At 69.6% G+C, this 22,475-nt stretch carries 19 protein-coding genes; 10 read left to right on the top strand and 9 right to left on the bottom strand.

Annotation, left to right across the window (positions count from 1 at the left end; translation table 11 throughout):
* The first annotated feature begins 150 nt into the window (after window positions 1-150).
* Both ACFV9C_RS05520 and ACFV9C_RS05515 read left to right on the top strand, forming a co-directional pair.
* Complete coding sequence (locus tag ACFV9C_RS05520; RefSeq protein ID WP_380190853.1) at window positions 151-1,359, top strand: molybdopterin molybdotransferase MoeA; 1,209 nt, start codon at window positions 151-153, stop codon at window positions 1,357-1,359.
* A gap of 43 nt (window positions 1,360-1,402) precedes the next feature.
* Window positions 1,403-1,879, top strand: coding sequence for an SRPBCC family protein (locus ACFV9C_RS05515; RefSeq protein WP_380190852.1), 477 nt, complete (start codon window positions 1,403-1,405; stop codon window positions 1,877-1,879).
* A 168-nt stretch (window positions 1,880-2,047) separates the two neighbouring features.
* Here the strand turns inward: ACFV9C_RS05515 and ACFV9C_RS05510 are convergent, their stop codons facing one another.
* On the bottom strand, window positions 2,048-2,476 hold the full coding sequence (locus ACFV9C_RS05510; RefSeq protein ID WP_380190851.1) for a MerR family transcriptional regulator: 429 nt from the start codon (window positions 2,474-2,476) through the stop codon (window positions 2,048-2,050).
* 20 nt (window positions 2,477-2,496) lie between these two features.
* Window positions 2,497-3,522 carry an aminotransferase class V-fold PLP-dependent enzyme gene (locus ACFV9C_RS05505; protein WP_380190850.1) on the bottom strand — a complete coding sequence of 342 codons (1,026 nt, stop codon included), beginning with the start codon at window positions 3,520-3,522 and terminating at the stop codon, window positions 2,497-2,499.
* 82 nt (window positions 3,523-3,604) lie between these two features.
* Between ACFV9C_RS05505 and ACFV9C_RS05500 the strand changes: the two genes are divergently transcribed.
* The 5 genes from ACFV9C_RS05500 (at window position 3,605) to ACFV9C_RS05480 (ending at window position 8,208) form a co-directional block, all read left to right on the top strand.
* Window positions 3,605-4,645 carry an aldo/keto reductase gene (locus ACFV9C_RS05500; protein WP_380190849.1) on the top strand — a complete coding sequence of 347 codons (1,041 nt, stop codon included), beginning with the start codon at window positions 3,605-3,607 and terminating at the stop codon, window positions 4,643-4,645.
* 95 nt (window positions 4,646-4,740) lie between these two features.
* Window positions 4,741-4,926: a hypothetical protein gene (locus tag ACFV9C_RS05495; RefSeq protein ID WP_380190848.1), complete on the top strand. Its 186-nt coding sequence runs from the start codon at window positions 4,741-4,743 to the stop codon at window positions 4,924-4,926.
* A 45-nt stretch (window positions 4,927-4,971) separates the two neighbouring features.
* Window positions 4,972-5,976, top strand: coding sequence for a LacI family DNA-binding transcriptional regulator (locus tag ACFV9C_RS05490; RefSeq protein WP_380190847.1), 1,005 nt, complete (start codon window positions 4,972-4,974; stop codon window positions 5,974-5,976).
* A 76-nt stretch (window positions 5,977-6,052) separates the two neighbouring features.
* Window positions 6,053-7,555: an alpha-N-arabinofuranosidase gene (locus ACFV9C_RS05485; RefSeq protein WP_380190846.1), complete on the top strand. Its 1,503-nt coding sequence runs from the start codon at window positions 6,053-6,055 to the stop codon at window positions 7,553-7,555.
* Between the two features lie 26 nt (window positions 7,556-7,581).
* Window positions 7,582-8,208, top strand: a complete 627-nt coding sequence (locus ACFV9C_RS05480) for a TMEM175 family protein (protein ID WP_380190845.1) — start codon at window positions 7,582-7,584, stop codon at window positions 8,206-8,208.
* Here the strand turns inward: ACFV9C_RS05480 and ACFV9C_RS05475 are convergent.
* On the bottom strand, window positions 8,183-8,635 hold the full coding sequence (locus ACFV9C_RS05475; protein ID WP_380190844.1) for a GNAT family N-acetyltransferase: 453 nt from the start codon (window positions 8,633-8,635) through the stop codon (window positions 8,183-8,185). The two genes, ACFV9C_RS05480 and ACFV9C_RS05475, sit on opposite strands and share 26 nt — an antisense overlap.
* Before the next feature lie 66 nt (window positions 8,636-8,701).
* On the opposite strand from ACFV9C_RS05475, the gene ACFV9C_RS05470 reads away from it, so the two are divergent.
* On the top strand, window positions 8,702-11,284 hold the full coding sequence (locus ACFV9C_RS05470) for a GNAT family N-acetyltransferase (RefSeq protein ID WP_380190843.1): 2,583 nt from the start codon (window positions 8,702-8,704) through the stop codon (window positions 11,282-11,284).
* Here ACFV9C_RS05470 and ACFV9C_RS05465 read toward each other — a convergent pair.
* Complete coding sequence (locus tag ACFV9C_RS05465; RefSeq protein ID WP_380190842.1) at window positions 11,281-12,093, bottom strand: SAM-dependent methyltransferase; 813 nt, start codon at window positions 12,091-12,093, stop codon at window positions 11,281-11,283. The two genes, ACFV9C_RS05470 and ACFV9C_RS05465, sit on opposite strands and share 4 nt — an antisense overlap.
* Window positions 12,094-12,284: 191 nt before the next feature.
* On the opposite strand from ACFV9C_RS05465, the gene ACFV9C_RS05460 reads away from it, so the two are divergent.
* The gene (locus ACFV9C_RS05460; RefSeq protein ID WP_380190841.1) at window positions 12,285-12,926 is read left to right on the top strand and encodes a LuxR C-terminal-related transcriptional regulator; all 642 of its coding nucleotides are present in this window, start codon (window positions 12,285-12,287) and stop codon (window positions 12,924-12,926) included.
* A gap of 90 nt (window positions 12,927-13,016) precedes the next feature.
* Here ACFV9C_RS05460 and ACFV9C_RS05455 read toward each other — a convergent pair whose 3' ends face one another.
* From ACFV9C_RS05455 to ACFV9C_RS05435, 5 genes are all read right to left on the bottom strand, one after another.
* Window positions 13,017-13,217 carry a hypothetical protein gene (locus ACFV9C_RS05455; RefSeq protein WP_380190840.1) on the bottom strand — a complete coding sequence of 67 codons (201 nt, stop codon included), beginning with the start codon at window positions 13,215-13,217 and terminating at the stop codon, window positions 13,017-13,019.
* A gap of 158 nt (window positions 13,218-13,375) precedes the next feature.
* On the bottom strand, window positions 13,376-15,103 hold the full coding sequence (treZ, locus tag ACFV9C_RS05450; RefSeq protein WP_380190839.1) for a malto-oligosyltrehalose trehalohydrolase: 1,728 nt from the start codon (window positions 15,101-15,103) through the stop codon (window positions 13,376-13,378).
* A 1-nt stretch (window position 15,104) separates the two neighbouring features.
* Entirely contained in the window at window positions 15,105-17,498 is a 2,394-nt protein-coding gene (gene treY, locus ACFV9C_RS05445) for a malto-oligosyltrehalose synthase (protein ID WP_380190838.1), read from the bottom strand.
* Complete coding sequence (gene glgX, locus ACFV9C_RS05440; protein ID WP_380190837.1) at window positions 17,495-19,609, bottom strand: glycogen debranching protein GlgX; 2,115 nt, start codon at window positions 19,607-19,609, stop codon at window positions 17,495-17,497. The genes treY and glgX overlap by 4 nt, the downstream gene beginning before the upstream one ends.
* A 336-nt stretch (window positions 19,610-19,945) precedes the next feature.
* Window positions 19,946-20,338: a hypothetical protein gene (locus ACFV9C_RS05435; RefSeq protein WP_380190836.1), complete on the bottom strand. Its 393-nt coding sequence runs from the start codon at window positions 20,336-20,338 to the stop codon at window positions 19,946-19,948.
* Window positions 20,339-20,350: 12 nt separating this feature from the next.
* Between ACFV9C_RS05435 and ACFV9C_RS05430 the strand changes: the two genes are divergently transcribed.
* The gene (locus ACFV9C_RS05430) at window positions 20,351-22,471 is read left to right on the top strand and encodes a bifunctional polysaccharide deacetylase/glycosyltransferase family 2 protein (RefSeq protein WP_380190835.1); all 2,121 of its coding nucleotides are present in this window, start codon (window positions 20,351-20,353) and stop codon (window positions 22,469-22,471) included.
* The last annotated feature ends 4 nt before the right edge of the window (window positions 22,472-22,475 follow it).

Raw genomic sequence — 22,475 nt, 5'->3', positions numbered from 1 at the left:
GGCTGGGGCGGGTCGGCGCCCGTTGGGCGGGTGGATGCAGGCGGCACGCGTCCAACGGGTGGAGCCGCGCCGGTCGGCGCCGCCTGGAGTGAGGGCGACGGCGGGTCGGTTCGGTTCGACAAGCGGCGGGTGGTCGGGGAGGGTGGGGGTGTGGAGGACAGGCCCGGGGAGCTGCATGCGCGTCGGCGGCGGGATGCCGTGGAGTGGGACGTGGCGCGGCAGTTGGCGTTCGCGGTGGCGCGGCCCGGGCGGGTGGTTTCGCGGGAGTTGGCGGCGGCCGACGGGTGCGTGCTGGGGACGCCGTTGGTGGCGCCTGTCGCGGTGCCGGCCGTGGATCGGTCGGCGATGGACGGGTACGCCGTCAACGGGGACGGGCCGTGGCGGATCGTCGGGCACGTCGAAGCGGGGGCCGCAGACCCCGGCGTACTGGAGGACGGCGAGGCGACCGGGATCGTCACGGGTGCGACCGTGCCACGAGGGGCGACCTCCGTCGTACGGTCCGAGGACGCGGACGTCACCGGCGATCACCTGGAAGGACCGGCCAGAACCGGGCGGCACATCCGGCGTACCGGCGAGGAGTGCAAGCCCGGCGACCAACTCCTCCCGGCAGGCATCGTCGTCGACCCGGCCGTCCTCGGGCTGGCCGCGACCGTCGGCCTCAACCGCCTGACCGTCGTCCCGCCACCCACCGTCGCGGCCGTGATCACCGGCGACGAACTCGTCCACCGCGGCCCGTCCTCCCCCGGCCGGATCCGCGACGCGATCGGCCCGATGCTGCCCGGCCTGATCACCCGAGCCGGCGCCGAGAACGGACCGCTGACCCACCTGGGAGACGACCGCGACGCCCTGGTCAGAGCCCTGAAGGAAACCCAGGCCGACCTGGTCCTCGTCTCTGGTTCCTCGGCGGCCGGCCCCGCCGACCACCTCCGCGCCGTACTCACGGACCTCGACGCCGAGCTGATCGTCGACGGCGTCGCCTGCCGCCCCGGCCATCCGCAAGCGCTCGCCCAGCTCCCCGACGGCCGCCTCGTGCTCGGCCTGCCCGGCAACCCGCACGCCGCGCTGGTCGCGTTCCTCACCCTCGGCGTCGCCGCGATCACCCGCCTGCGTGGCCTCACGCTGCCCACGCTCGCGAACATCGCCGTACCGGGCGGCATCACCTGCCACCCCACCAACACCCGCCTCGTCCCGATCCGCCTCACCCCGCAGGGCGCCGTACCGGTCGGCCACGACGGTGCGGCCATGCTCCGCGGACCGGCCATCGGCGACGCCCTCGCCGTCGTCGCCCCAGGCCCGTCCGAGGCGATCGCCGCTCGCCTGCTCCCGATCGACCCCGGAGCCCGTCCGTGGAACCTCTGACCCAAAATGTCGAGGCCTTGACGGCGCGTCCGACGTACCGGTCATGAACGATGACGCAGTGACCGGTGCGACCACCGGTGTCGAGGTACTGATGCAGCTGCCGGCCAGCACCGTCTGGGCCGGTATCACCGCGATCGACCGGTACGGCGAGTGGAGCCCCGAGTGCTACTACGGCGCCTGGCTCGAACCACGCACCCGGTTCGAGGCGCGGAACCGGTTCGCGAACGGGTTCGAGACGTACGTGACCTGCACGGTCACCACGTTCGAGGAGCCGACGCGGTTCGGCTGGGACGTGTACGGCGGTGAGGAGGTCCCGCTCGCGAACTGGACCTACGAGCTGGAGGACCGCGGCGACGCGACCCTCGTCCGGCAGACCTTCACGCACGGCGCGGGCGACAGCGGGCTACGGATGGGCGTGGTGAAGTACCCGGACCGCGCGGCGGAGATCATCCAGGGCCGCCTCGACGAGCTGGCCGCCAACATGCGCAAAACCCTCACCGCCATGGAGTCGGCGCTCTGACGTCAGAGGGTGTCTGGGAACTGTGCGCCGTAGCGAGGAGGTGCTCGGTGCGGTAGCTCGGTGCGCGGGGGCGAAGGTCTCGATGCGGAGCATCGTGGCCTTTGCACCCGTGCGGCGAGGTGCCGTGCCGGGTGCCCCGCAGTAGGCGCACAGTTCCCAGACACCCTCTCAGGAGGCTTCGCTCTTCTCGCCTTGCGCCGGGGGCGCCGTCCAGAGGCAGTCCGCCTGGCCGGCGTCCAGGGCCTCCTGGTAGCACCCGACCTTCCAGGTGATCACGTTCAGGCATTCGTTGAGCTCGGCGATCTGAGCGCTCACGTAGTCCTGGTGGCTCTTCAGCAGCGCGAGCCGGTCCACCTCGTTGCCCGGGCCCTGCCGGACCAGGTCGGTGTACTTGCGGATGGTGTCCAGCGGCATCCCGGACGAGCGGAACTTGATGCACATGTCCAGCCACTCGACGTCGTCCTCGGTGTAGACCCGCCGCCCGTTCGACTCCCGCCGTACCTGATCGGCGAGCAGGCCCTCGCGCTCGTAGAACCGCAGCGCGTGCACGCTCAGCCCGGTCCGCTCCGCCACCTGCCCGATACTCAGTCCACCCATGTCGGCACCTTAACCCCGATCTAGATCACCGGCTCTAGAGCAGACAGGGCCTGCTGTACGTCGGCCCGCGTCGTGTAGATGTGGAACGACGCCCGCAACTTCCCGTCCCGTACGGCGGCACGGATGCCGGCCGCGGCGAACGCCTCCTCCGCGCCGGGGAGGTTCGCGCTGACGATCGCGCTGTTCGACGGCTCCAGGCCGAGCCCGGCGCGGAACTCGTTCGCCAGCTCCAAGTTGTGCCGGTTGATCGCGTCGACGCCGATCTGCTCGACCAGCTCGAGCGCAGGCGCCGCGCCGACGAAGCTGAACCACGCCGGCGACTGGTCGAACCGGCGCGCACCGGGATCGAGCTCCATCACCGGCCCGTAGTACGAGCCGTGGACGTCGCGCGCGGCGTACCACCCGGCGGCCGACGGGCGGCACAGCTCCCGCAGCCGCGGAGAGAGGTACCCGAAGGTGGCGCCGCGCGGCGACATCAACCATTTGTAGCTGTGCGCGATCAGCGCGTCCACGCCGTCCACCGTGACCGGGTGCCAGCCCACCGCCTGGGTCGCGTCGAGCACCACGAGCGCGCCGATCTGCTTGCTCGCGGCAACCACCGCGGGCAGGTCGAGGACGGCGCCGGTCGACGACTGCACCGCACTGACCGCGACGACGTCGACCCCGGGCGTGATGGCCGCGACCAGGTCCTCGGACGGTACGGCGACCACCTGGACGCCGCGGTCCGCGTGCACCTGCCACGGGAACACGTTCGACGTGAACTCGACGTTGTCCGTCAGCACCTTCGCACCGTCCGGCAGCGCGTTCGCGATCGGCGCCACCGCGGCCGACACCGTGCTCCCGACGAACACGTCCGCGGCGTCCGCCCCGACCAGCCGCGCGAACGACTCCCGCGCCCGCGTCGTCGACTCGTCCCACGGCTCCCAACTGGTCGCCCCGACCCGCCAGTCCGCGAGCGCCGCCTGCAATGCCTCCCACGCCACCCGCGGCGGCAGTCCGTACGACGCGGTGTTCAACCAGCCCGGCTGCGGATCCCACATATCCATGCGGACCACCTTAGGCAGGACTTGACCTAGACAGCGCTCTAGCTCCTAGCGTCGGGGGCACCGACACGAAGGAGCTCTTGAGATGCGTTACCGCACGCTGGGTGGGACCGGGATCGAGGTCAGCACGCACTGCCTCGGCACGATGATGTTCGGCGCGGTCGGCAACCCCGACCACGACGACTGCGCCCGGATCATCCACGCCGCCCTGGACCAGGGCATCAACTTCGTCGACACCGCGGACATGTACTCCGCGGGCGAGTCCGAGGTGATCGTCGGCAAGGCGCTCAAGGACCGCCGCGACGACGTCGTACTGGCGACCAAGGTGCACTTCCCGTTCACCGAGGGCCGGAACCGGAGCGGGAACTCGCGCCGCTGGATCACCCGCGCGGTCGAGGACAGCCTGCGCCGCCTCGGCACCGACTGGATCGACCTGTACCAGATCCACCGCCCGGACCACACCACGGACATCGAGGAGACCCTCTGGGTGCTGAGCGACCTGGTCAGCGCCGGCAAGATCCGTGCGTTCGGCTGCTCGGCGTTCCCGGCCGAGGACATCGTCGAGGCGTACCACGTGGCCGACCGGCGCGGGTACGGGCGCTTCCGGACGATGCAGCCGACGTACTCGATGATGGCTCGCGGTATCGAGCGGTCCGTGCTGCCGACGTGCCGGCGCCTGGGGATGGGCGTGCTGACCTACAGCCCGCTGGCGTTCGGCTTCCTGTCCGGGAAGATCCGCAAGAACCAGCCGATCGACATGACGTCGGGTCGCGCCGCCATGGCCCCGGAGCGCTTCGACCCCACGCTGCCGGCGAACGCCGTGAAATACGACGCCGTGGAGCAGTTCATCGAGGTTGCCGACGGCATCGGTACGACGCTGCCCGAACTCGCACTCGCCTTCGCCACCGCGCATCCGGCGGTCACCTCGGTGATCTCCGGCCCGCGCACGATGGAGCAACTGAACGGCCTGATCGCCGCCGCCGACCTGACGCTCGACGACAAGACCCTCGACCGCATCGACGCGATCGTGCCACCCGGCACCGACCTCTACCGCGCCGACATGGCGTGGGCGCCGCAGTCGATCACCGACGTCACCCAGTGGCGCCGCGCACTCGCGGACCGCTGAGACCGGCTGTGCGGAAAGTTTCCGCCGCTGGGCGCGAACTTGTTTCCGCAGTGCGTATCGTGGCTGGCAGGCAACAACTCGTCAGGGAGGGTGTCATGAGTTTCGACAGGCCCGGTCTGCCGCATCCCGGTCATGAGCTGGACGCCGCGATCGACGACACGCTCCGCGAGGAGGGCATCGAGTTCACCGCGGACGACGAGCCGGACGTCCCGGACCACCCGGGCGGCCCGTCCGCCGGTCCACAGCCGAATCCTCCGCGCCGCCCGGCACGCGAGGACTGACCCGCTCGGCGGTCTGTGCACTACGGTGGCGCCCATGGTGACGCCGTGGCAGTGACGATGCGCGATGTCGCGCGTGCGGCCGGGGTGTCGCCGAAGACCGTGTCCAACGTGATGAACGGGTACCCGTACATCCGTGAGGAGACCCGGACCAAGGTGCTCGCGGCGATCGACGCGCTCGACTACCGGATGAACATCTCCGCCCGGAACCTGAAGTCCGGGCGGACCGGCGTGATCGCGCTCGCCGTCCCCGAGCTCAGCAATCCGTACTTCGCCGAGCTCGCGGACGCCACGATCGAGGCCGCCGGCGAACATGGGCTGACCGTGATGATCGAGACCACCGGCGCCGACCGCGAACGCGAACTGTCCGCGCTCGCCCGCCCGCGCGGCCACCTGGTCGACGGACTGCTCTACAGCCCCCTCGGTCTCGGCCCGGAGGACGTCGACGAACTGAAGACCTCGACGCCGGTGGTGCTGCTCGGCGAGCGGATCTTCCACGGCCCGGTCGACCACGTGATGATCGACAACGTCGACGGCACGAAGGCGGTCATCCGGCACCTGCTCGACCAGGGCCGCCGGCGGATCGCGGTGATCGGCGTCCGGCCCGGCGAACAGGTCGGCACGGCGGCGATCCGGTACGGCGCCTACACCTCGACACTGGCCGAGTACGGCGTACCGGTCGCGGCGGAGCTTGCCGTGCCGGGTGGGGCGTGGCGGCGGTCGAGCGGCGCCGACGCGGTGCGGGAACTGCTGGAGCGGGGGGTCGAGTTCGACGCGGTGTTCGCGCTGAACGACCTGCTCGCGCTGGGCGCGATGCGGGCGTTGATCGGGCGCGGGATGCGGGTGCCGGAGGACGTCGCGGTGGCCGGGTTCGACAACATCGACGAGTCGGCGTTCAGCAGTCCGGCGCTGACGACGGTCGACGCCGGGCGGATCCAGATCGCGCGGACCGCGGTCGAGCTGCTGGTCCGCCGGCTGGGCGGCGACGACGCGGCGCCCGCGGAGATCGTCGCGCCGTACGAGCTGCACCTGCGGGAATCGACCCGCGGCTGACCCCTTGACCTGGGCCGAGTGGTCACCGGATGATCTTCTACACCGATGTAGTACACCGATGTAGAAGGATGTTCCCGTGACCTCTGCCAGCCTCACCCTGGATCCCGCCTTCGTGGTCGCGCCGGTCAACCGGCGGACTTTCGGCACCTTCGTCGAGCACATGGGCCGGTGCGTCTACACCGGCATCTACGAGCCCGGCCACGCGACCGCCGACGAGGACGGCTTCCGCAAGGACGTCCTGGAACTGACCCGCGAGCTGGGCGTTTCCGTGGTCCGCTACCCGGGCGGGAACTTCGTGTCCGGCTATCGCTGGGAGGACGGCGTCGGCCCGCGCGACCAGCGGCCGCGGCGGCTCGACCTCGCCTGGCACAGCGTCGAGACCAACGAGTTCGGCCTGGACGAGTTCGGCAAGTGGTGCGCCAAGGCCGGCGTCGAGCCGATGATGGCGATCAACCTCGGCACCCGCGGCGTCCAGGAAGCGCTCGATCTACTCGAGTACACCAACCACCCCGGCGGTACGGCGCTGTCGGATCTCCGCGTGTCACACAGCGCGACGCCATACGGGATCAAGCTCTGGTGTCTCGGGAACGAGCTCGACGGGCCGTGGCAGGTCGGGCACAAGACACCGACCGAGTACGGGCGGCTCGCGGCCGAGACCGCGCGGGCGATGCGGATGATCGAGCCGGACCTGCAACTGGTGGCCTGCGGGTCCTCCTCGTCGAAGATGCCGCTGTTCGGCACCTGGGAGCGGGACGTCCTGCGCGAGACGTACGAGCTCGTCGACTACATCTCCTGCCACGCGTACTACGGCAACGACGACGGCGACACGGCGTCGTTCCTGGCGTCCGCGGTGGACATGGACCACTTCATCGACTCGGTCGTCGCGACCGCGGACCACGTCGGCGCGGAGCTCAAGAGCAGCAGGAAGATCGCGATCTCGTTCGACGAGTGGAACGTCTGGTACGGCGACCGCTCGCGCCGCACCGACGGGCCGGGCGAGGAGTGGGAGGTGGCGCCGCGGCGGATCGAGGACGAGTACAACGTCACCGACGCCGTGGTGGTCGGCAACCTGCTGATCTCGCTGCTGCGGCACAGCGACCGGGTCGGCGTCGCCTGCCTGGCGCAGCTCGCGAACGTGATCGCGCCGATCATGACCGAGCCGGGCGGCGCGGCCTGGCGGCAGCCGACGTTCCACCCGTTCGCGATCACCTCCCGGCTCGCGGCCGGCCAGGTCCTGCGGGTCGAGACCGGCTCACCGACGGTCAGCACCGCCCGGTACGGCGAGGTCGCGGCGGTCGACGCCGTCGCCACTTACGACGAGGGCCGGTTGGCCGTGTTCGCCGTGAACCGCTCGGCCGAGGGACCGGTCGACGTCACGATCGACGTCAGCCGGACCGGCGTCACGTCGCTCACCGAGGCCGTCATCGTGCACGACGACGACCCGGACGCGGTCAACTCGGCGTCGCAACCCGACCGCGTCACCGCTCAGCCGTTCGAGTCGGCGAAGCTCGTCGACGGAAAGCTCGTGGTTACGCTACCGGCGATCAGCTGGACAGCGTTTTCTCTGTCGACGGACTGACCGCCGCTGGCCCAGACTGTGTGCCCGTGAGTACCCAGTCTGACCTTGCCGAGACGAATCGGCTGGAAGCCTTCAGCGACGGCGTCTTCGCGATCGCGATCACCCTCCTCGTGCTCGAGCTGCACGCCCCGAAGCTCGAGGGGGGTCAGCGGTTGTGGCCGGCGTTGCTGGACGAGTGGCCACAGTTCGCGGCGTACCTGGCCAGCTTCGCGATCCTCGGCATCATGTGGGTGAACCACCACTCGATGTTCCGCCAGATCCAGCGGGCGGACCGCGGGCTGATGTTCCTCAACCTGCTGCTGTTGCTGTGGGTGACGCTGCTGCCGTTCCCGACCAGCCTGTTCGCGGAACACCTCGAGGACAAGACGAGCAACGGTCACGTCGCGGCCGCCGTCTACAGTGCGACGCTGACGCTGGCGGCGATCGCGTTCAGCCTGATCTGGTGGTACGTACTGCGGCACCACCTGGTCGAGCACACCATGTCGAAGGCCCAGATCCGCAAGTCGCTGCTGCGCTACTCGGTCGGCACGGTGATCTACGCGGCCACGATCGGGCTCTCGTTCGTGTCGCCGCAGCTGACGCTGGTGATCGTGTTCCTGCTGGCGTTGTACTACGGGTTCGAGCAGGTCAGGACCCGCGGCGGAACTGCGTGATGTAGATGCCGGGGGCAACTTCGACGCGGCCGGTCTCGGCGTACCCGCGGGACTTGTACAGGTTCACCGCCGGGAGGTTGGCGGATCCGGTGGAGACCTCGCTGACCGGCCGCGGCTCGAGCTCGTCCAGGCGATCGAGCAGCGCCCGCCCGTGGCCGCGCCGCGCGTACGCCGGATCCACGATCAGCCGAGAGATCTCCACGGTCCGCTCGTCCGGGCACTCGTACGCGACCGCGCCGACGAGCAGCGGCCCGTCGTACGCCCCGAGCCAGTGCTCGACCGAGGCCATCAACTCGTGTAGACCCTCCTGTAAGGGCGGGATCCCGTCGAACCCGATCAGCTCGGCCTCCACGGCGTACGCCGCATGCTGAACCGCCAGCAGCCGCTCGGCCAACGGACGGCCGGTAACGTCGAGCCTGGTGATCACAGGCGGCACCCTACTATTGTTGCCGCGGAAGTTAGCCGAGCCTAACCTGACGAGCTGGGGGATGTAGTGAACGCGAGGGTGTTCCGGGATTCGTACGGCGTACCGCACCTGCAGGCCGGGGATCCGCTCGCGTTGGTGTACCTGCAGGGCGTCAACGTCGCGCACGACCGGGCCTGGCAGCTCGAGCTGGAGCGGCGCCGGTGCCTCGGGACGAGTGCCGCGTTCCTCGGGACGGAGGCGGTCGGGTGGGACGTGTTCGCCCGGCAGGCGCGGCTCGCGGACACGGCGCGGAAGTGCTTCGAGTCGCTCGACGGCGAGACGCGGGAGTGGGTCTCGGCGTACGTCGACGGCGTGAACCACGCGCTCGCGGGCGGGGCGCGGCGAGCGCCGGAGTTCACCGAGACCGGACTGACGCCGCAGCCGTGGGAGCCGTGGGCGCCGCTGGGGATCTGGCTGACGGTGCACATCCTGTTCGCCGGGTTCCCGTCGAAGCTCTGGCGGACGCACGTCGCGTCGATCCTCGGTGACGACGCGCTCGAACTGTTCTCGTCGGAAGGCCCGCACGGCTCCGGGAGCAACGGGTGGCTGATCCCCGGCACGCACACCGCGACCGGCCGGCCGATCGTCGCGGGCGACCCGCACCGCTACATCGAGAACCCCGGCGTCTACCAGCAGGTCCGGCTCACCTGCCCCGAGTACGACGTCTTCGGCCTGGCCGTTCCGGGCATTCCGGGCCTCGCGCACTTCGGCCACACCGGCAAGGTCGCCTGGGCGATCACCAACGCGATGTCCGACTACCAGGACCTGTACGCCGAACAGCTCCGCCGGACGGCTACACGTGTAGAAGCACTCGGCCCGGACGGGTGGAAGCCGGCCGCCGCGCACACCGAGGTGGTCGAGGTGGCGGGCGGCGACCCCGTCGAGCTGGAGGTGATCGAGACCGACCGCGGGCCGGTGATCTCCGGCCCCTCGAACGCGCAGCCGTTCTCGCTCCGGTATCCGCCGCGAGTGACCGGCAAGCTCGGCTTCGAGGCGATGGCCCGGTTGCTCCGGGCAACCACCGTCGCCGATGTCGATGCCGCGTTCGACGACTGGGTGGAGCCGGTGAATGTCGTACTCGCTGCCGACACCGAGGGCGGCCTGCTGCATCGGGCGGCCGGCGTCGTACCGCGCCGTGCCGCGGACAACATGCTGCGCGTCGTACCGGCCTGGGAACCCGGGCACGAGTGGGACGGCTGGCACGCGATGCCCCGGGCGGAGGTCGACGGTCCGGCGGTGATGGCCAACGCGCGCGAGTTGACCGCGGAGCTGGGCGTGGAGTTCGCGGCGCCGTACCGCGCCGACCGGATCCGTGCGTTGCTGACCGCCCGCGACGACTGGACGGCCGACGACATGCCGGCGATCCACCGGGACACGTACCTGGGCTCGGCCGGCTCCGTCCTCGACCTGCTCACCGGCCTCGACGGCCTCTCCCCGCAAGCAGTTGCCCTCCGCAACGAGCTGCTCGCCTGGGACCGGCACATGGACGCCACGAGTACGACGGCCTCGTCGTACGCCGCGGTCCGCAAGGCGCTCGTCTCGCGGCTGACCGACCACTTCACGATGCTCGAGAACGCCGAGGTCGCGGACATCTTCACGCCGTGGATGGACCCGCTCGCGCACGTCTCGTACGCGCTCGAGAACCTGCTCGCCACGGACCTGATCCCCGAGGTCAACGTCGGCTGGCTGACCCGGGAGGCGTTGGAGGAGGTCGCCGCCAACAGCCCGCGCCCGCCCTGGGGCGAGACGCATCAGCTCGCGCCGCTGCACGCCTTGCGCGGCCCGGTGTTCGCGTCGTCCGAGGAACCGTTCGACCTCGGGCTGTCCGGCGACCACCACTGCGTGATGTCCACGTCGAGCCTTCCTGGGCTGACGGACGTGTCGATCCGCGCGTCGGCGGCCCGGTACGCGTGGGACCTGGCGGATCGCTCCACCAGCCGCTGGATCGTCCCGCTCGGGGCGTCCGGCGTACTCGGCGATCCGCACCACCACGACCAGCTTCCGCTGTGGTTGAAGGGTTCTCTCGCACCCGTCGACGACCAGGTCGTTCGGGCGGACGGCAGCTACGAGCAGACGGTCGACGGCTTCGGCACGGTCCGCATCGAGGAGGCCGATCCGGAACGCGACCTCGACCTGATCCACGAGTGGGTGACGGCGGAGCGCGCGGTCTTCTGGGGCATGCAGTCGTTGGCGCGCGACGAGATCGCGGAGATCTACCGGTTCCTGGACTCGGTGCCGACGCATCACGTGTACGTCGTACGGCTGGACGGGGCGCCGGTGGCGTTGCTGCAGACGTACGACCCGCAGGCGGATCCGGTCGGCGCGGCGTACGACGTCGAGGCGGGCGATCTCGGCGTACACCTGCTGATCGCCCCCGGCAAAGCCCGCCCGGGCTTCACCGGAACCTTGATCGAGGTGCTGATCGCCTTCGTCTTCGAGCAGCTCGGCAACCCACGGATCATCGTCGACCCGGACGCCCGCAACACACCGGCGATCACCCGCTTCCAACGAAGCGGCTTCACCCTAGGCCCGGAGGCGAAGGTCATCCACCCGGACGGCACCACGAAGACGGCGCGCCTGGCCTTCCTCCGCGCCGCCGGACGGTCTTAGTTCTTGACGGCCAGCACCGCGGCGATCAGCTGCTGGTAGTCCGTGAGGTCGTCGGGCTCCTCGTCGTTGCGCCATTCGGCGGCGGCGACGAGGCCGGGCTCGAGGACAGTGAAGGCGTCGCCGAAGAGGGCGAGGATCTGCTCGTTGGTGCGCCAGCGGCCGCGGCCCAGGGAGCCCTGGAGGACCTGCTCGAGCTCCTGGCTGCGGGGGTCGTTCTGGCTGCGGAAGTGGCTGACGAAGACGTGGCTGCCGGAGGCGATGCGGTCGCTCCAGAACGAGACGATGCCGGCCGGGTCCTCGTCGTCGTTCACGTGGTGCAGGACGGCGCTGAAGATCACGCCGACCGGCTTCTCGAAGTCGATCAAGGACTGCACCGCCTGGTCCTTGAAGACGCTCTGCGGATCGCGGAGGTCGGCCTGGATGACCTTGGTGTTGTCGTTCTCGGCGAGCAGCGCGCGGCCGTGGGCGAGCACGATCGGGTCGTTGTCGACGTACACGACCTTGGTCTCGGGGGCGAACCGCTGGGCGACCTGATGCACGTTGTTCGCGGTCGGCAGGCCGCTGCCGAGGTCGATGAACTGCCGGATCGGCGTCGTCCGGACGATCTGGTCGACGGCCCGGACCAGGACCGCGCGGTTGTCGGTCGCGATCACCGGCGAGCCGGGCAGTTCGTTGATGAACCGGTCGCCGAACGCGCGGTCGACGGCGAAGTTGTCCTTGCCCCCGATCAGGTAGTCGTACGTCCGGGCGATGCTCGGCGTGGTGATGTCGAAGCCCGGGTACGGCGGCTGCTCGTTCGCATCGGTCATCGCACGGAAGCCCTTCCAATCGAGAACGACGCTTACTCTATGCGACCCGTGGGCTACCCCGCTCCCGGCCCCGGCCTGTCTCCGCCCGCGGCCGCCGCCGGTCCGTCCCGTGTCATCAAAATGTCATCGCCTCCCGGGATCGTGGGTCGTATGCACAGTCCGCCCACGTTGCCCCTGGGGAGCTCGATCCGATGACTGTCACGATGCTCGGCCGGCCGGCCGGATTCCGGCAGATCCCTGCCCACGGTGGGATTGCCGAACTGCTCGCGTCCGCCGGGCACGAGGTGATCGCACTGGACACCCTCGCGGGGCCGACGTTCGGGCCGCGGGACATCAAGCCCGGGGTGCGGTACCGGGCGATCTTCCCGGACCACACCCGGACCACGCCGACCGTCGGCCGGCACGTCGGTGCGCTGTCCCAGGCCGGGGTCGCGGTCCGGACGATCCCGCTGGTGCCGATGAACGCGATCGTGATCGACGGGTCGGTCGCCGTACTGCCCGCCGACACCGCGAACGGCAGCGTCGCCGTACTGCGGCTGACCAGCGTGGTGATGACGGCGCTCGAGCTGTTCGAGCGGATCTGGCCGGACGCCGTACCGCTGGCCGGCTGCGACCTGCCGGCGGAGACCGACCTGTCGGTGCGCGAGCAGGAGATGCTGCGGCTGCTGGCGCTCGGCGCGACCGACGAGGTGGCCGCGGCGCAGCTGGGCATCTCGGTCCGGACGGTCCGCCGGATGGTCGCGCAGCTCATGAACCGGCTCGGCGCGCGCAGCCGGTTCCAGGCCGGCATGAAGGCCGCGGACCGCGGCTGGCTGCTCGACCGCGCCTGCTGAGCATGCGCAGCGGTCGTCGCGGGGTTGTGGCGACGACCGCTGGTGGCTGCTGTGGGTGACCTGGTCTGGCGGGCCCTGTCACCCGGGGAATCAGTTGAGCGTGTGCTTCGGCAGTTCGTGCGAGCGGCCGGCGGCGTGCCGCTCGTGCGTGGTTGGGTCCTGCACCGCGTGGTCTGGGGTGCGTGGGGCCGGGCAGACGGGGCCGTGGTGGATCGGGCCACCGCCCAGCTTCCGGCTCTTCCACTGCTTTTCTTCGTAGTCGTAGTAGGTGTCGACGCCTCCGACTGTCATCCGGACCTCCCGTGAAATCCCCCGTCCCCTGCTGGCCCATCCACAGTCGGTCACGACCACACCGCCAGACAAGCGATTCCGGAAATCACCACGGATCAACACGGTCGAACGCCTAGTTCTGTTGGATTGGCCCACAAACGTGCACCGGTTGGAAAGTCCTAGACGGCGACGATCGCGACGCCGTGACCCGGCAACCAGACGCCGTCCGCGATCACCTCGGCCCCGCCGAACGACATCACCAGGTACTCCGGCACCTGGTCGACCCGCACCACCGCGGCCTCCGCGGCCAGGTTCGCCACCACCCGCAGGCTGCCCCGGCTCACCACCAGCCACGCGCCACCCGGGTCGAAGGCCACCCCGACCGACGTCAGCGAGTCGTCCCGCAGCTCCGGCATCCGCGCCCGGAACGTCAGCAGGTGCCGGTACCAGGTGAGGATGTCCCGATGCGGCGCCTCGTCCGGCTCCGACCAGTCGAGCACCGAACTCCGCCACGTCGTCGGGTCCTGCGGATCCGGAATCTCGTCCGCGTCCCACCCGAACTCCGCGAACTCCCGCCGCCGCCCGGTCCGCACCGCCGCCGCCAAGGCCGGCTCCTGGAAGTCCGTGAAGAACCTCCACGGCGTCGAAGCGCCCCACTCCTCACCCATGAACAGCATCGGCGTGTACGGCGACGTCAGTACCAGCGCCGCACCGATGGCCAACTGCCCCGGCGTCAGCGCCGGCCGATCGCCCAACGCCCGGTTGCCGATCTGGTCGTGGTTCGACGTGTACGCGAGGAACTGCCCGCCGCGATGCGTCCGCGGATCCACCGGCCGCCCCCACAGCTTGTGCCGGAACGTCGAATACGTCCCGTCGTGCAGGAACACCTTCGTCTCGGTCTTCGCGAACACCGCGGGATCCCCGAAGTCCACGTAGTACCCGAACCGCTCCCCGGTCAGCAGCGAGTGCAGCGCATGGTGGAAGTCGTCGCTCCACTGTGCCGTCATCCCCATCCCACCGACAGCCACCGGCTCGACCGTGCGCGGATCGTTGAGGTCTGACTCGGCTACGAGTCCAAGAGGTCGCCCTAGCTCCCGGGAGAGCGCAGCGGTCTCAGTGGACAGCTGCTGAAGCAGGTGCTCCGGGCTGTCGTCAACCAGCGCGTGTACGGCGTCCAGCCGCAGCGCATCGAGGTGGAACTCGCGGAACCAGCGCAATGCGTTGTCGCAGATCCACCGGCGTACCTCGGTGCTGCCCGTGTCGTCCAGGTTGACCGCAGGGCCCCACGGGGTGTCGTGCCGGGTGGTGAAGTACGGGCCGAAGCTCCCGAGGTAGTTCCCGCTCGGTCCCAGGTGGTTGTAGACCACGTCCAGGCACACGGCGAGCCCTGCGTCGTGGCAGCGGTCCACGAACCGTTGCAGCGCTTCCGGTCCGCCGTACGGCGCGTGCACGGCGTACAGGTCGACGCCGTCGTACCCCCAGCCGTGGACGCCGGGGAACGCGGCCACCGGCATCAGCGACACCACCTCGACGCCCAGCACGGCCAGGTAGTCCAGGTGCTCGGCAGCGGCGTCCAGCGTGCCCTCCAGCGTGAACGTGCCGATGTGCAGCTCGTAGAAGACAGCACCCCGTACGTCGCGCCCGGTCCAGCTGTCGTCGGTCCACTCGTACCGGTCCGCGTCGAAGACCCTGCTGAACCCGTGTACGCCGTCCGGCTGCCACGGGCTGCGCGGATCGGGCAGCGGGTCGCTGCCGTCGACGGCGTACGCGTAGTCGGTGCCGTGGTGGGCCTCGGCGACCCGGCGTTCCCACCAGCCCTCGTCGACGGACCGCATCGGCAGCACGCCGTCCCGCAGTACCAGGTCTACGGTGGTTGCCTCCGGCACCCAGACGCGGAACGTGTGCATGTCAGCTCCTGACCAGCAAGGCGACCGGCAGGTCCGTCAACAGGTCGTCGATGCGGGCAGCATCGGCGACTTCCCGACCGGTCAGCACATTCTTCCACTGGCCGCTGGGCAGTACCACTGTGCTGTCGCCCCAGCCGCCCAGCCGCTGCAGGGCTGCCGGCAGCCGCGTAGCCACCGTGATGACCGCGTCTCCGCGGGCAAACGCGACCGCATGACCGTTGGACGTCGGCAGCGGCGTATAGCTCCCGGCGAACGCGTCCGGGTACTGCCGACGCAGCCGGAGCGCACGGGACGTCACCAGCAGCTTCTCGTCGGACAGGTCCTCCGGCTTACCTCCTGCGTCCAGCCGTTGCAGCCGTTCGATGCGCTGCTGGTAGTCCACAGGCCGCCGGTTGTCGGGATCCACCAGCGACAGGTCGACCAGCTCGGTCCCCTGGTACACATCGGGTACGCCGGGCATCGTCAGCTGCACCAGCTTCTGCCCGAGCGTGGCTGCTCTCACGTAGTCGCTCTGGTTGTCCGCAAAGCGCCCTACTGCATCAAGAACGGTCTTGTCGTGGAGGACGGCCGTTGCGAAGGCTGCGACGGTCTGCTCGTACTCCTCGTCCGGTGAGGTCCAAGAAGTGAGCTTCTTGGCCTCTCGGATCGCCTTCAACAAGTAGGCCTGCATGCGGTCCTCAGCGAGCGGACCGTCGTCCCAGGTGCCGAACAGCGTCTGCCAGAACAGGTACTCCGTACTGCCGTCCAGCAACGGGCTCCGATGGTCCTCGGCCAACCGGTGCCACTCACGTACGGCCTCCGACCAGGCAGCCGGCCGCTCGGACAGCACGCCCAGCCGCGCCCGTACGTCCTCGGAACGCTTGGTGTCGTGCGTGGACAGCGTGGTCATCGTCTTCGGCCAGTGCTTGTTCAACCGGGACGCGTACGCGTGGAACTCCTCGGGCGAGACGCCGAAGTGCTCCGGGTCGCCCCCGACCTCGTTGAGCGACGTGAGCCGCAGCCACCGGTAGAACGCGGTGTCCTCGACGCCTTTGGCCATCACCGGCCCGCACGTCTGCTGGAACCGTACGATCAGCTCCGCCCGTGCCTGCTCGTCGATCGTGCTGGACTCTCGCCCGAGCAGCAGATGCAGTACGACGTCCAGCGTGGCCTGCCGGTCCTCGTCGAGGTTCGCCCGCGCTTTCTCGGCGGCCCGCTCCATCGCAGCCACCGCGGACGGCGGCGCCTCCTCACCAGGGACGACGTACGCGCGGTAGACGTCGAAGTGGACGAGCAGCTCGGCCACGACCTCATGGAAGGCCCGTCTGGTGTGGTCACGCAGCCGTACGTCGTCCCGGCAGATGCGCGCGAGTAGCTCGACCAGACGATGCACTTCGGCGTACTGCCCGTGCTGGACGACCTCGCGCTTCGCTTCTTCCACAACGGGCCCGAAATCAGCAGGTGCTCCCGTGAGCTCGGAGTGCAGTGCAGAGAGCGGTGCAGCACCCGCGGGGTCGATGAACAGACCTCCGACCCGCAACAGAGCGTCGTACCCGGTGGTGCCGGCGCAGGGCCAGTCGCTGGGCAGCTCCTCGTCGCCTTCGAGGATCTTCTCCACCACGACCCAGGCACCGCCGGTCCTTTCGGCCAGCCGGCGCAGGTAGCCGCGCGGGTCGGCCAGGCCGTCCGGGTGGTCGATCCGGTAGCCGTTGAGCTTCCCCTCCTGCAGCAACGCCAGCAACAGCTGGTGCGTGGCGTCGAAGACCTCCTGCACCTCCTGCCGTACGGCGGCCAGCGTGTCCACGTCGAAGAACCGCCGGTAGTTCAGTTCCTCGTCCGCGACCCGCCAGTGCGCCAGCCGGTACCACTGCTCCGTGACGAGCTCCTCGAGCGGCAGGGCCTCGGTCCCGGGACGCAACGGGTACTCGTGCTCGTAGTACCGCAGTACGTCGTCCTCGACCGCCAGCTGATTGTCCGCCAGCACCTTGCCGATCCGCTGGCCCAGCACGGCCATCAGCAACGGCTGGTTCCCCGCGCCCCAGTCCACGTCGAACCAGTCGGCGTACTCCGATCCCGGCCCCAGCCGCAGCACCGACCACAGCGCCTTGTTCAAGCTTTCAGGCGTCGGTACGGCGACATGGTTCGGTACGACGTCCGCGATCGCGCCGAGCCGGTGCTGCGCCAGCCGTGCCGACAGGCGGTCGAACGCGGGCCGGCCGCCCATCGGCTCGGACAGCCGGCTGTGGTCGACCACGTCGTACCCGTGGGTGGAACCGGGCGCCGCCTGGAGGATCGGCGACAGGTACGCGTGCGAGACCCCGAGGCTCGCCAGGTACGGGATCGTCGCGGCGGCGTCGTCGAAACCGAACTCGGCGCGGAGCTGGAACCGGTAGGTGGCCTGCGGGATCTGGGTCATCCGACCTGCCGGGCGCGGGTGAGAACCAGGGTGCTGCGGGCCTCCAGTTGCACCGTCGCCCCGGCTGCGTGCGCTTCGGTGTCCCCGGTGCCGGTTGCGGTCGTGGTGTCCACCGCGACCGTCCAGGTCTCGCCGTACTCCTCCGGCGGGAGCAGGAAGTCGACCGGCTCGAAGTTGCCGTTCAGCAGCACCAGGAACGAGTCGTCGACCACCGGCTCACCACGTGGGTCCGGCTCTGAGATCGCGTCGCCGTTCAGGAACACCGCGATCGCCCGGGCGTCGTCACGCTGCCAGTCGCCGTTCTGCATCTCGGTGCCGTTCGGGTTGAACCAGACGAGGTCGCCGAGCCCGTCGATACCGGTGTCACCGTGGAAGAACCGGCGGCGGCGCAGCACCGGGTGGTTGTTGCGGAGCTTGACCAGCGACCGGGTGAACTCGAGCAGGTGCTTCTGCGGCTCGGTCAGCTGCCAGTCGATCCAGGAGATCTCGTTGTCCTGGCAGTAGACGTTGTTGTTGCCACCCTGGGTCCGCCCGAGCTCGTCGCCGTGGGCGATCATCGGCACGCCCTGCGAGATCAGCAGCGTGGTCAGGAAGTTGCGCTCCTGCTTGGCCCGCAGCCGTAGTACCTCGGGGTCGTCGGTCGCGCCCTCGACGCCGCAGTTCCAGGAGCGGTTGAAGCTCTCGCCGTCCTTGCCGCCCTCGCCGTTCGCCTCGTTGTGCTTCTCGTTGTACGAGACCAGGTCGCGCATCGTGAAGCCGTCGTGGGCGGTGATGAAGTTGATGCTCGCCAGCGGCCGGCGGCTGTCGTCCTGGTACAGGTCGGACGAGCCGGTCAGCCGGGACGCGAACTCGGCCAGCGCGTACTTCTCGCCCCGCCAGTAGTCGCGGACCTGGTCGCGGTACTTACCGTTCCACTCGGTCCACAGCGGCGGGAAGTTGCCGACCTGGTAGCCGCCGTCGCCGACGTCCCACGGCTCCGCGATCAGCTTCACCTGGCTGACCACCGGGTCCTGCTGGACCAGGTCGAAGAACGCCGACAGCCGGTCGACCTCGTGGAACTGGCGGGCCAGCGTGGCCGCCAGATCGAAGCGGAAGCCGTCCACGTGCATCTCGGTGACCCAGTAGCGCAGCGAGTCCATGATCAGCTGCAGTACGTGTGGGTGCCGCATGAGCAGGCTGTTCCCGGTACCGGTGGTGTCGTAGTAGTGCGACTTGTCCTGATCGACCAGGCGGTAGTACGCCGCGTTGTCGATGCCCTTGAACGACAGCGTCGGGCCGAACTCGTTCCCCTCGGCGGTGTGGTTGTAGACGACGTCGAGGATCACCTCGATGTCCGCCTCGTGCAGCGCCTTCACCATCGCCTTGAACTCGGTCACCTGCTGCCCGCGGGTCCCGGTGGACGCGTAGGCGTTGTGCGGCGCGAAGAAGCCGATCGTGTTGTAGCCCCAGTAGTTCGACAGGCCGATCTGCTGCAGGTGCCCGTCCTGCGCGAACTGGTGTACCGGCATCAGCTCGATCGCGGACACCCCGAGCTCCTTGAGGTGCTCGATGATCGCGGGGTGACCGATGCCGGCGTACGTGCCGCGGATGTTGTCCGGCAGCCCCGGGTGCGTCTTGGTGAGGCCCTTGACGTGCGCCTCGTAGATGACCGTCTCGTGGTAGGCGTGGCCCGGCGGACGGTCGTTGCCCCAGTCGAAGAACGGGTTGGTGACCACCGAGAGCATGGTGTGCTCGCGGTTGTCCATGGTGTTCAGCTCGTCCGGCTTCGCGAACCGGTAGCTGAACAGCGACTCGTCGCCGTCGATCTGCCCGTCGACCGCCTTCGCGTACGGGTCCAGCAGCAGCTTGGACGGGTTGCACCGGTGGCCCTCGGACGGGTTGTACGGCCCGTGCACCCGGAACCCGTACCGCTGGCCGGGCTGGACGCCCGGCAGGTAGGCGTGGTGCACGAACCCGTCCACCTCGGTCAGCTGCACCAGCTGCTCGGTCCCGTCGTCGCCCAGCAGCGACAGATCAACTCGTTCGGCAGCCTCCGAGAACACCGCGAAGTTCGTCCCGGCGCCGTCGTACGTGGCACCGAGAGGGTAGGGACGACCAGGCCATTTCTGCACCTGACGACAGTAGCCACCCCGGACCGGTTCACCGCACACCCCGGTGTTTCAGTTCCGAGAATTCACCCGGGAAGGGCTTGCAGGAAGCTGCAAGGTTTGGAACGTCCCAAACACGTCACAGTTGCGCTAAGCTCCAGCTCTTGTGAAACCGCCTTCCCCCCGGCGGCCCGTTTTCCTGGATTCCACCGGGCGTCGTCGTCGAACCCTCCGAAGAACCGGCGCCTTCCTGGCCGTGCCTACTGTCGGTTACCTCGTGCTCATGACCAGTAGTTTGCTCGGCGGGCCCCGCATGGATACGCCACTGATCCCGCTCCCCGAGCCCGCCAAGGCCAGGCATCAGCAGACGCCTGCGGTCGAGGCAGCAGAACAGACACCGCAGCCGACGACCGGCTCGTCGACCCCCGGTAGCGGTCCGTCCCAGGAGTCGAGCACCCCCGGCAGCGACTCGTCGACACCCGCTCCGTCGACGAACAGCAGCAGCGGGCCCACCTCGGCGCCGACGTCCGGATCGACCACCGCGCCGACGACCGGTACGACCACGGTGCCGACGGTCGGTACGACGATCGTGCCGCCGACCGTCGTACCGCCGAGCACGACGACCACCGCGCCTCCGGGCACCACGGCCCCGACGGCGACGCCGACCACGACGGCCCCGACGACGCCCGCACCGACGACGACCACGACCACGACGCACGGCAAGAAGCCGACCGCACCGCCCGGTAAGACCAAGACTCCGACCCCGTGAGCCGGCCGGTCGCGCGCCGGGCGAAGCAGGTTCCGCTCCGGACACACTGGATCGTGCTGACCATGCTGCTGGTCTGCCTGTCCACCATGCTGCTGCTGAACGGTTACACGAACCACATGTTCGGCACGGCCCCCGACGGCGCGGTCCAGCCGGTCGGCGGGTCCGGGACGGTACCGCGACAGATCGTCACGGGCGGCCCGGTGATCGACGCCGGCGGCGGTACGCCGCGCTCGGTCGCCCCGCACGACCGGACGATCGCGATCACCTTCGACGACGGCCCGGACCCGGTCTGGACGCCGAAGATCCTCGACGTACTGCGGGCCCACGGCGTGCACGCGACGTTCTTCGTCGTCGGGACCGCGGTCGCCAAGCATCCGGACCTGGCCCGCCGGATAGTTGCCGAAGGCCACCAGATCGCCGTGCACACGTTCACGCACGCGAACCTGTCGACCGCTGCCCCGTGGCGGCGCTCGCTGGAGCTCAAGCAGAGCCAGCTGATCCTGGCCGGCGCCACAGGTGTCACCACGACGCTCATCCGGCCGCCGTACTCGTCAGAGCCGAGCGCACTGACCGACCTGGACTGGAAGGCGCTCCGGCAGGTGCGGGACGCCGGGTACCTCGCCGTACTGACCAGCCAGGACAGTGAGGACTGGCGGCGACCCGGTACCGACAAGGTCATCGCCAACTCGATGCCGCGCAGTACTGCCGGGCAGGTATTACTGATGCACGACGCCGGCGGTGACCGCAGCGAGACTGTGGAGGCGCTCAACAAGCTCCTGCCGCGACTGAAGGCACGTGGCTTCCGTTTTGCGACCGTAAGCGAAGCCGTCGGTCTGCCGGACCCGACGCACAAGGCCGGGCTGCTGGACCGCGGACGCGGCCTGACGCTCATCTGGGTGATGCGGATCAGCGACTGGGTCCTGAGTCTCATCGGGTGGCTGCTGTACGCCGCGGGCGCGCTCAGCGTGCTGCGGGCGATCGCGACGGTCGTTGCCGCCCGCCGGCACGCCCGGATGCGCGGCTGGATCTACGGGCCGCCCGTGACGGAGCCGGTCAGCGTGATCGTTCCGGCGTACAACGAGAGCGCCGGGATCGAGGCCGCGATCCGCTCGCTGGTCGCGTCCGACCATCCGCTGGAGGTGATCGTCGTCGACGACGGCTCCACGGACGGTACGGCGGACATCGTCGAGGCGCTGGCGATCCCCGGCGTACGGGTGATCCGGCAGCCGAACGCGGGCAAGCCGGTCGCGCTGAACACCGGGCTGAAGGCGGCCCGGTGCGAGCTGATCGTGATGGTCGACGGCGACACGGTGTTCGAGCCGGACGCGATCCGCAAGCTCATCCAGCCGTTCGGCCACCCTGCCGTCGGCGCGGTGTCCGGCAACGCGAAGGTCGGCAACCGCGGCGGGCTGATCGGCCGCTGGCAGCACATCGAGTACGTGATCGGCTTCAACCTCGACCGCCGGCTGTTCGACCTCGCCGAGTGCATGCCGACCGTGCCCGGTGCGGTGGGCGCGTTCCGCCGTACGGCGCTGGAACGCATCGGCGGGCTCAGCGACGTGACGCTGGCGGAGGACACCGACCTGACCATGGCGTTGTGCCGTGACGGGTGGCGGGTGGTCTACGAGGAGAGCGCGGTGGCCTGGACCGAGGCACCGGCCTCCATGGGCGCGCTGTGGCGGCAGCGGTACCGCTGGTGCTACGGGACGCTCCAGGCGATGTGGAAGCACCGTGGCGCGATGGTGCAGCGCGGGCGGGCCGGGAAGTTCGGGCGGCGCGGTCTGACGTACCTGATGCTGTTCCAGGTGCTGCTGCCGCTGTTGGCTCCGGTGGTGGACGTGTTCGCGATCTACGGCCTGATCTTCCTCAACCCGGTGCGTGTGCTCGGCGTTTGGGCCGGCTTTGTGCTGTTGCAGCTGTTGATGGGGTTCTATGCGTTCCGGTTGGACGGGGAGCGGCCTGGTCCGTTGTGGACGTTGCCGTTGCAGCAGTTCGTCTACCGGCAGCTGATGTACCTCGTGGTGATCCAGTCCGTGTTCACCGCGCTGGCCGGTACCAGGCTGCGCTGGCAACGCATGGAGAGGTACGGCAGCCTGCAGGCTCCAGTCGTTCGCTAACCTA

Origin of the sequence: Kribbella sp. NPDC059898 (genome assembly GCF_042730855.1) — a bacterium.
Lineage (GTDB): Bacteria > Actinomycetota > Actinomycetes > Propionibacteriales > Kribbellaceae > Kribbella.
This window is presented reverse-complemented; position numbering and strand designations above follow the sequence as displayed.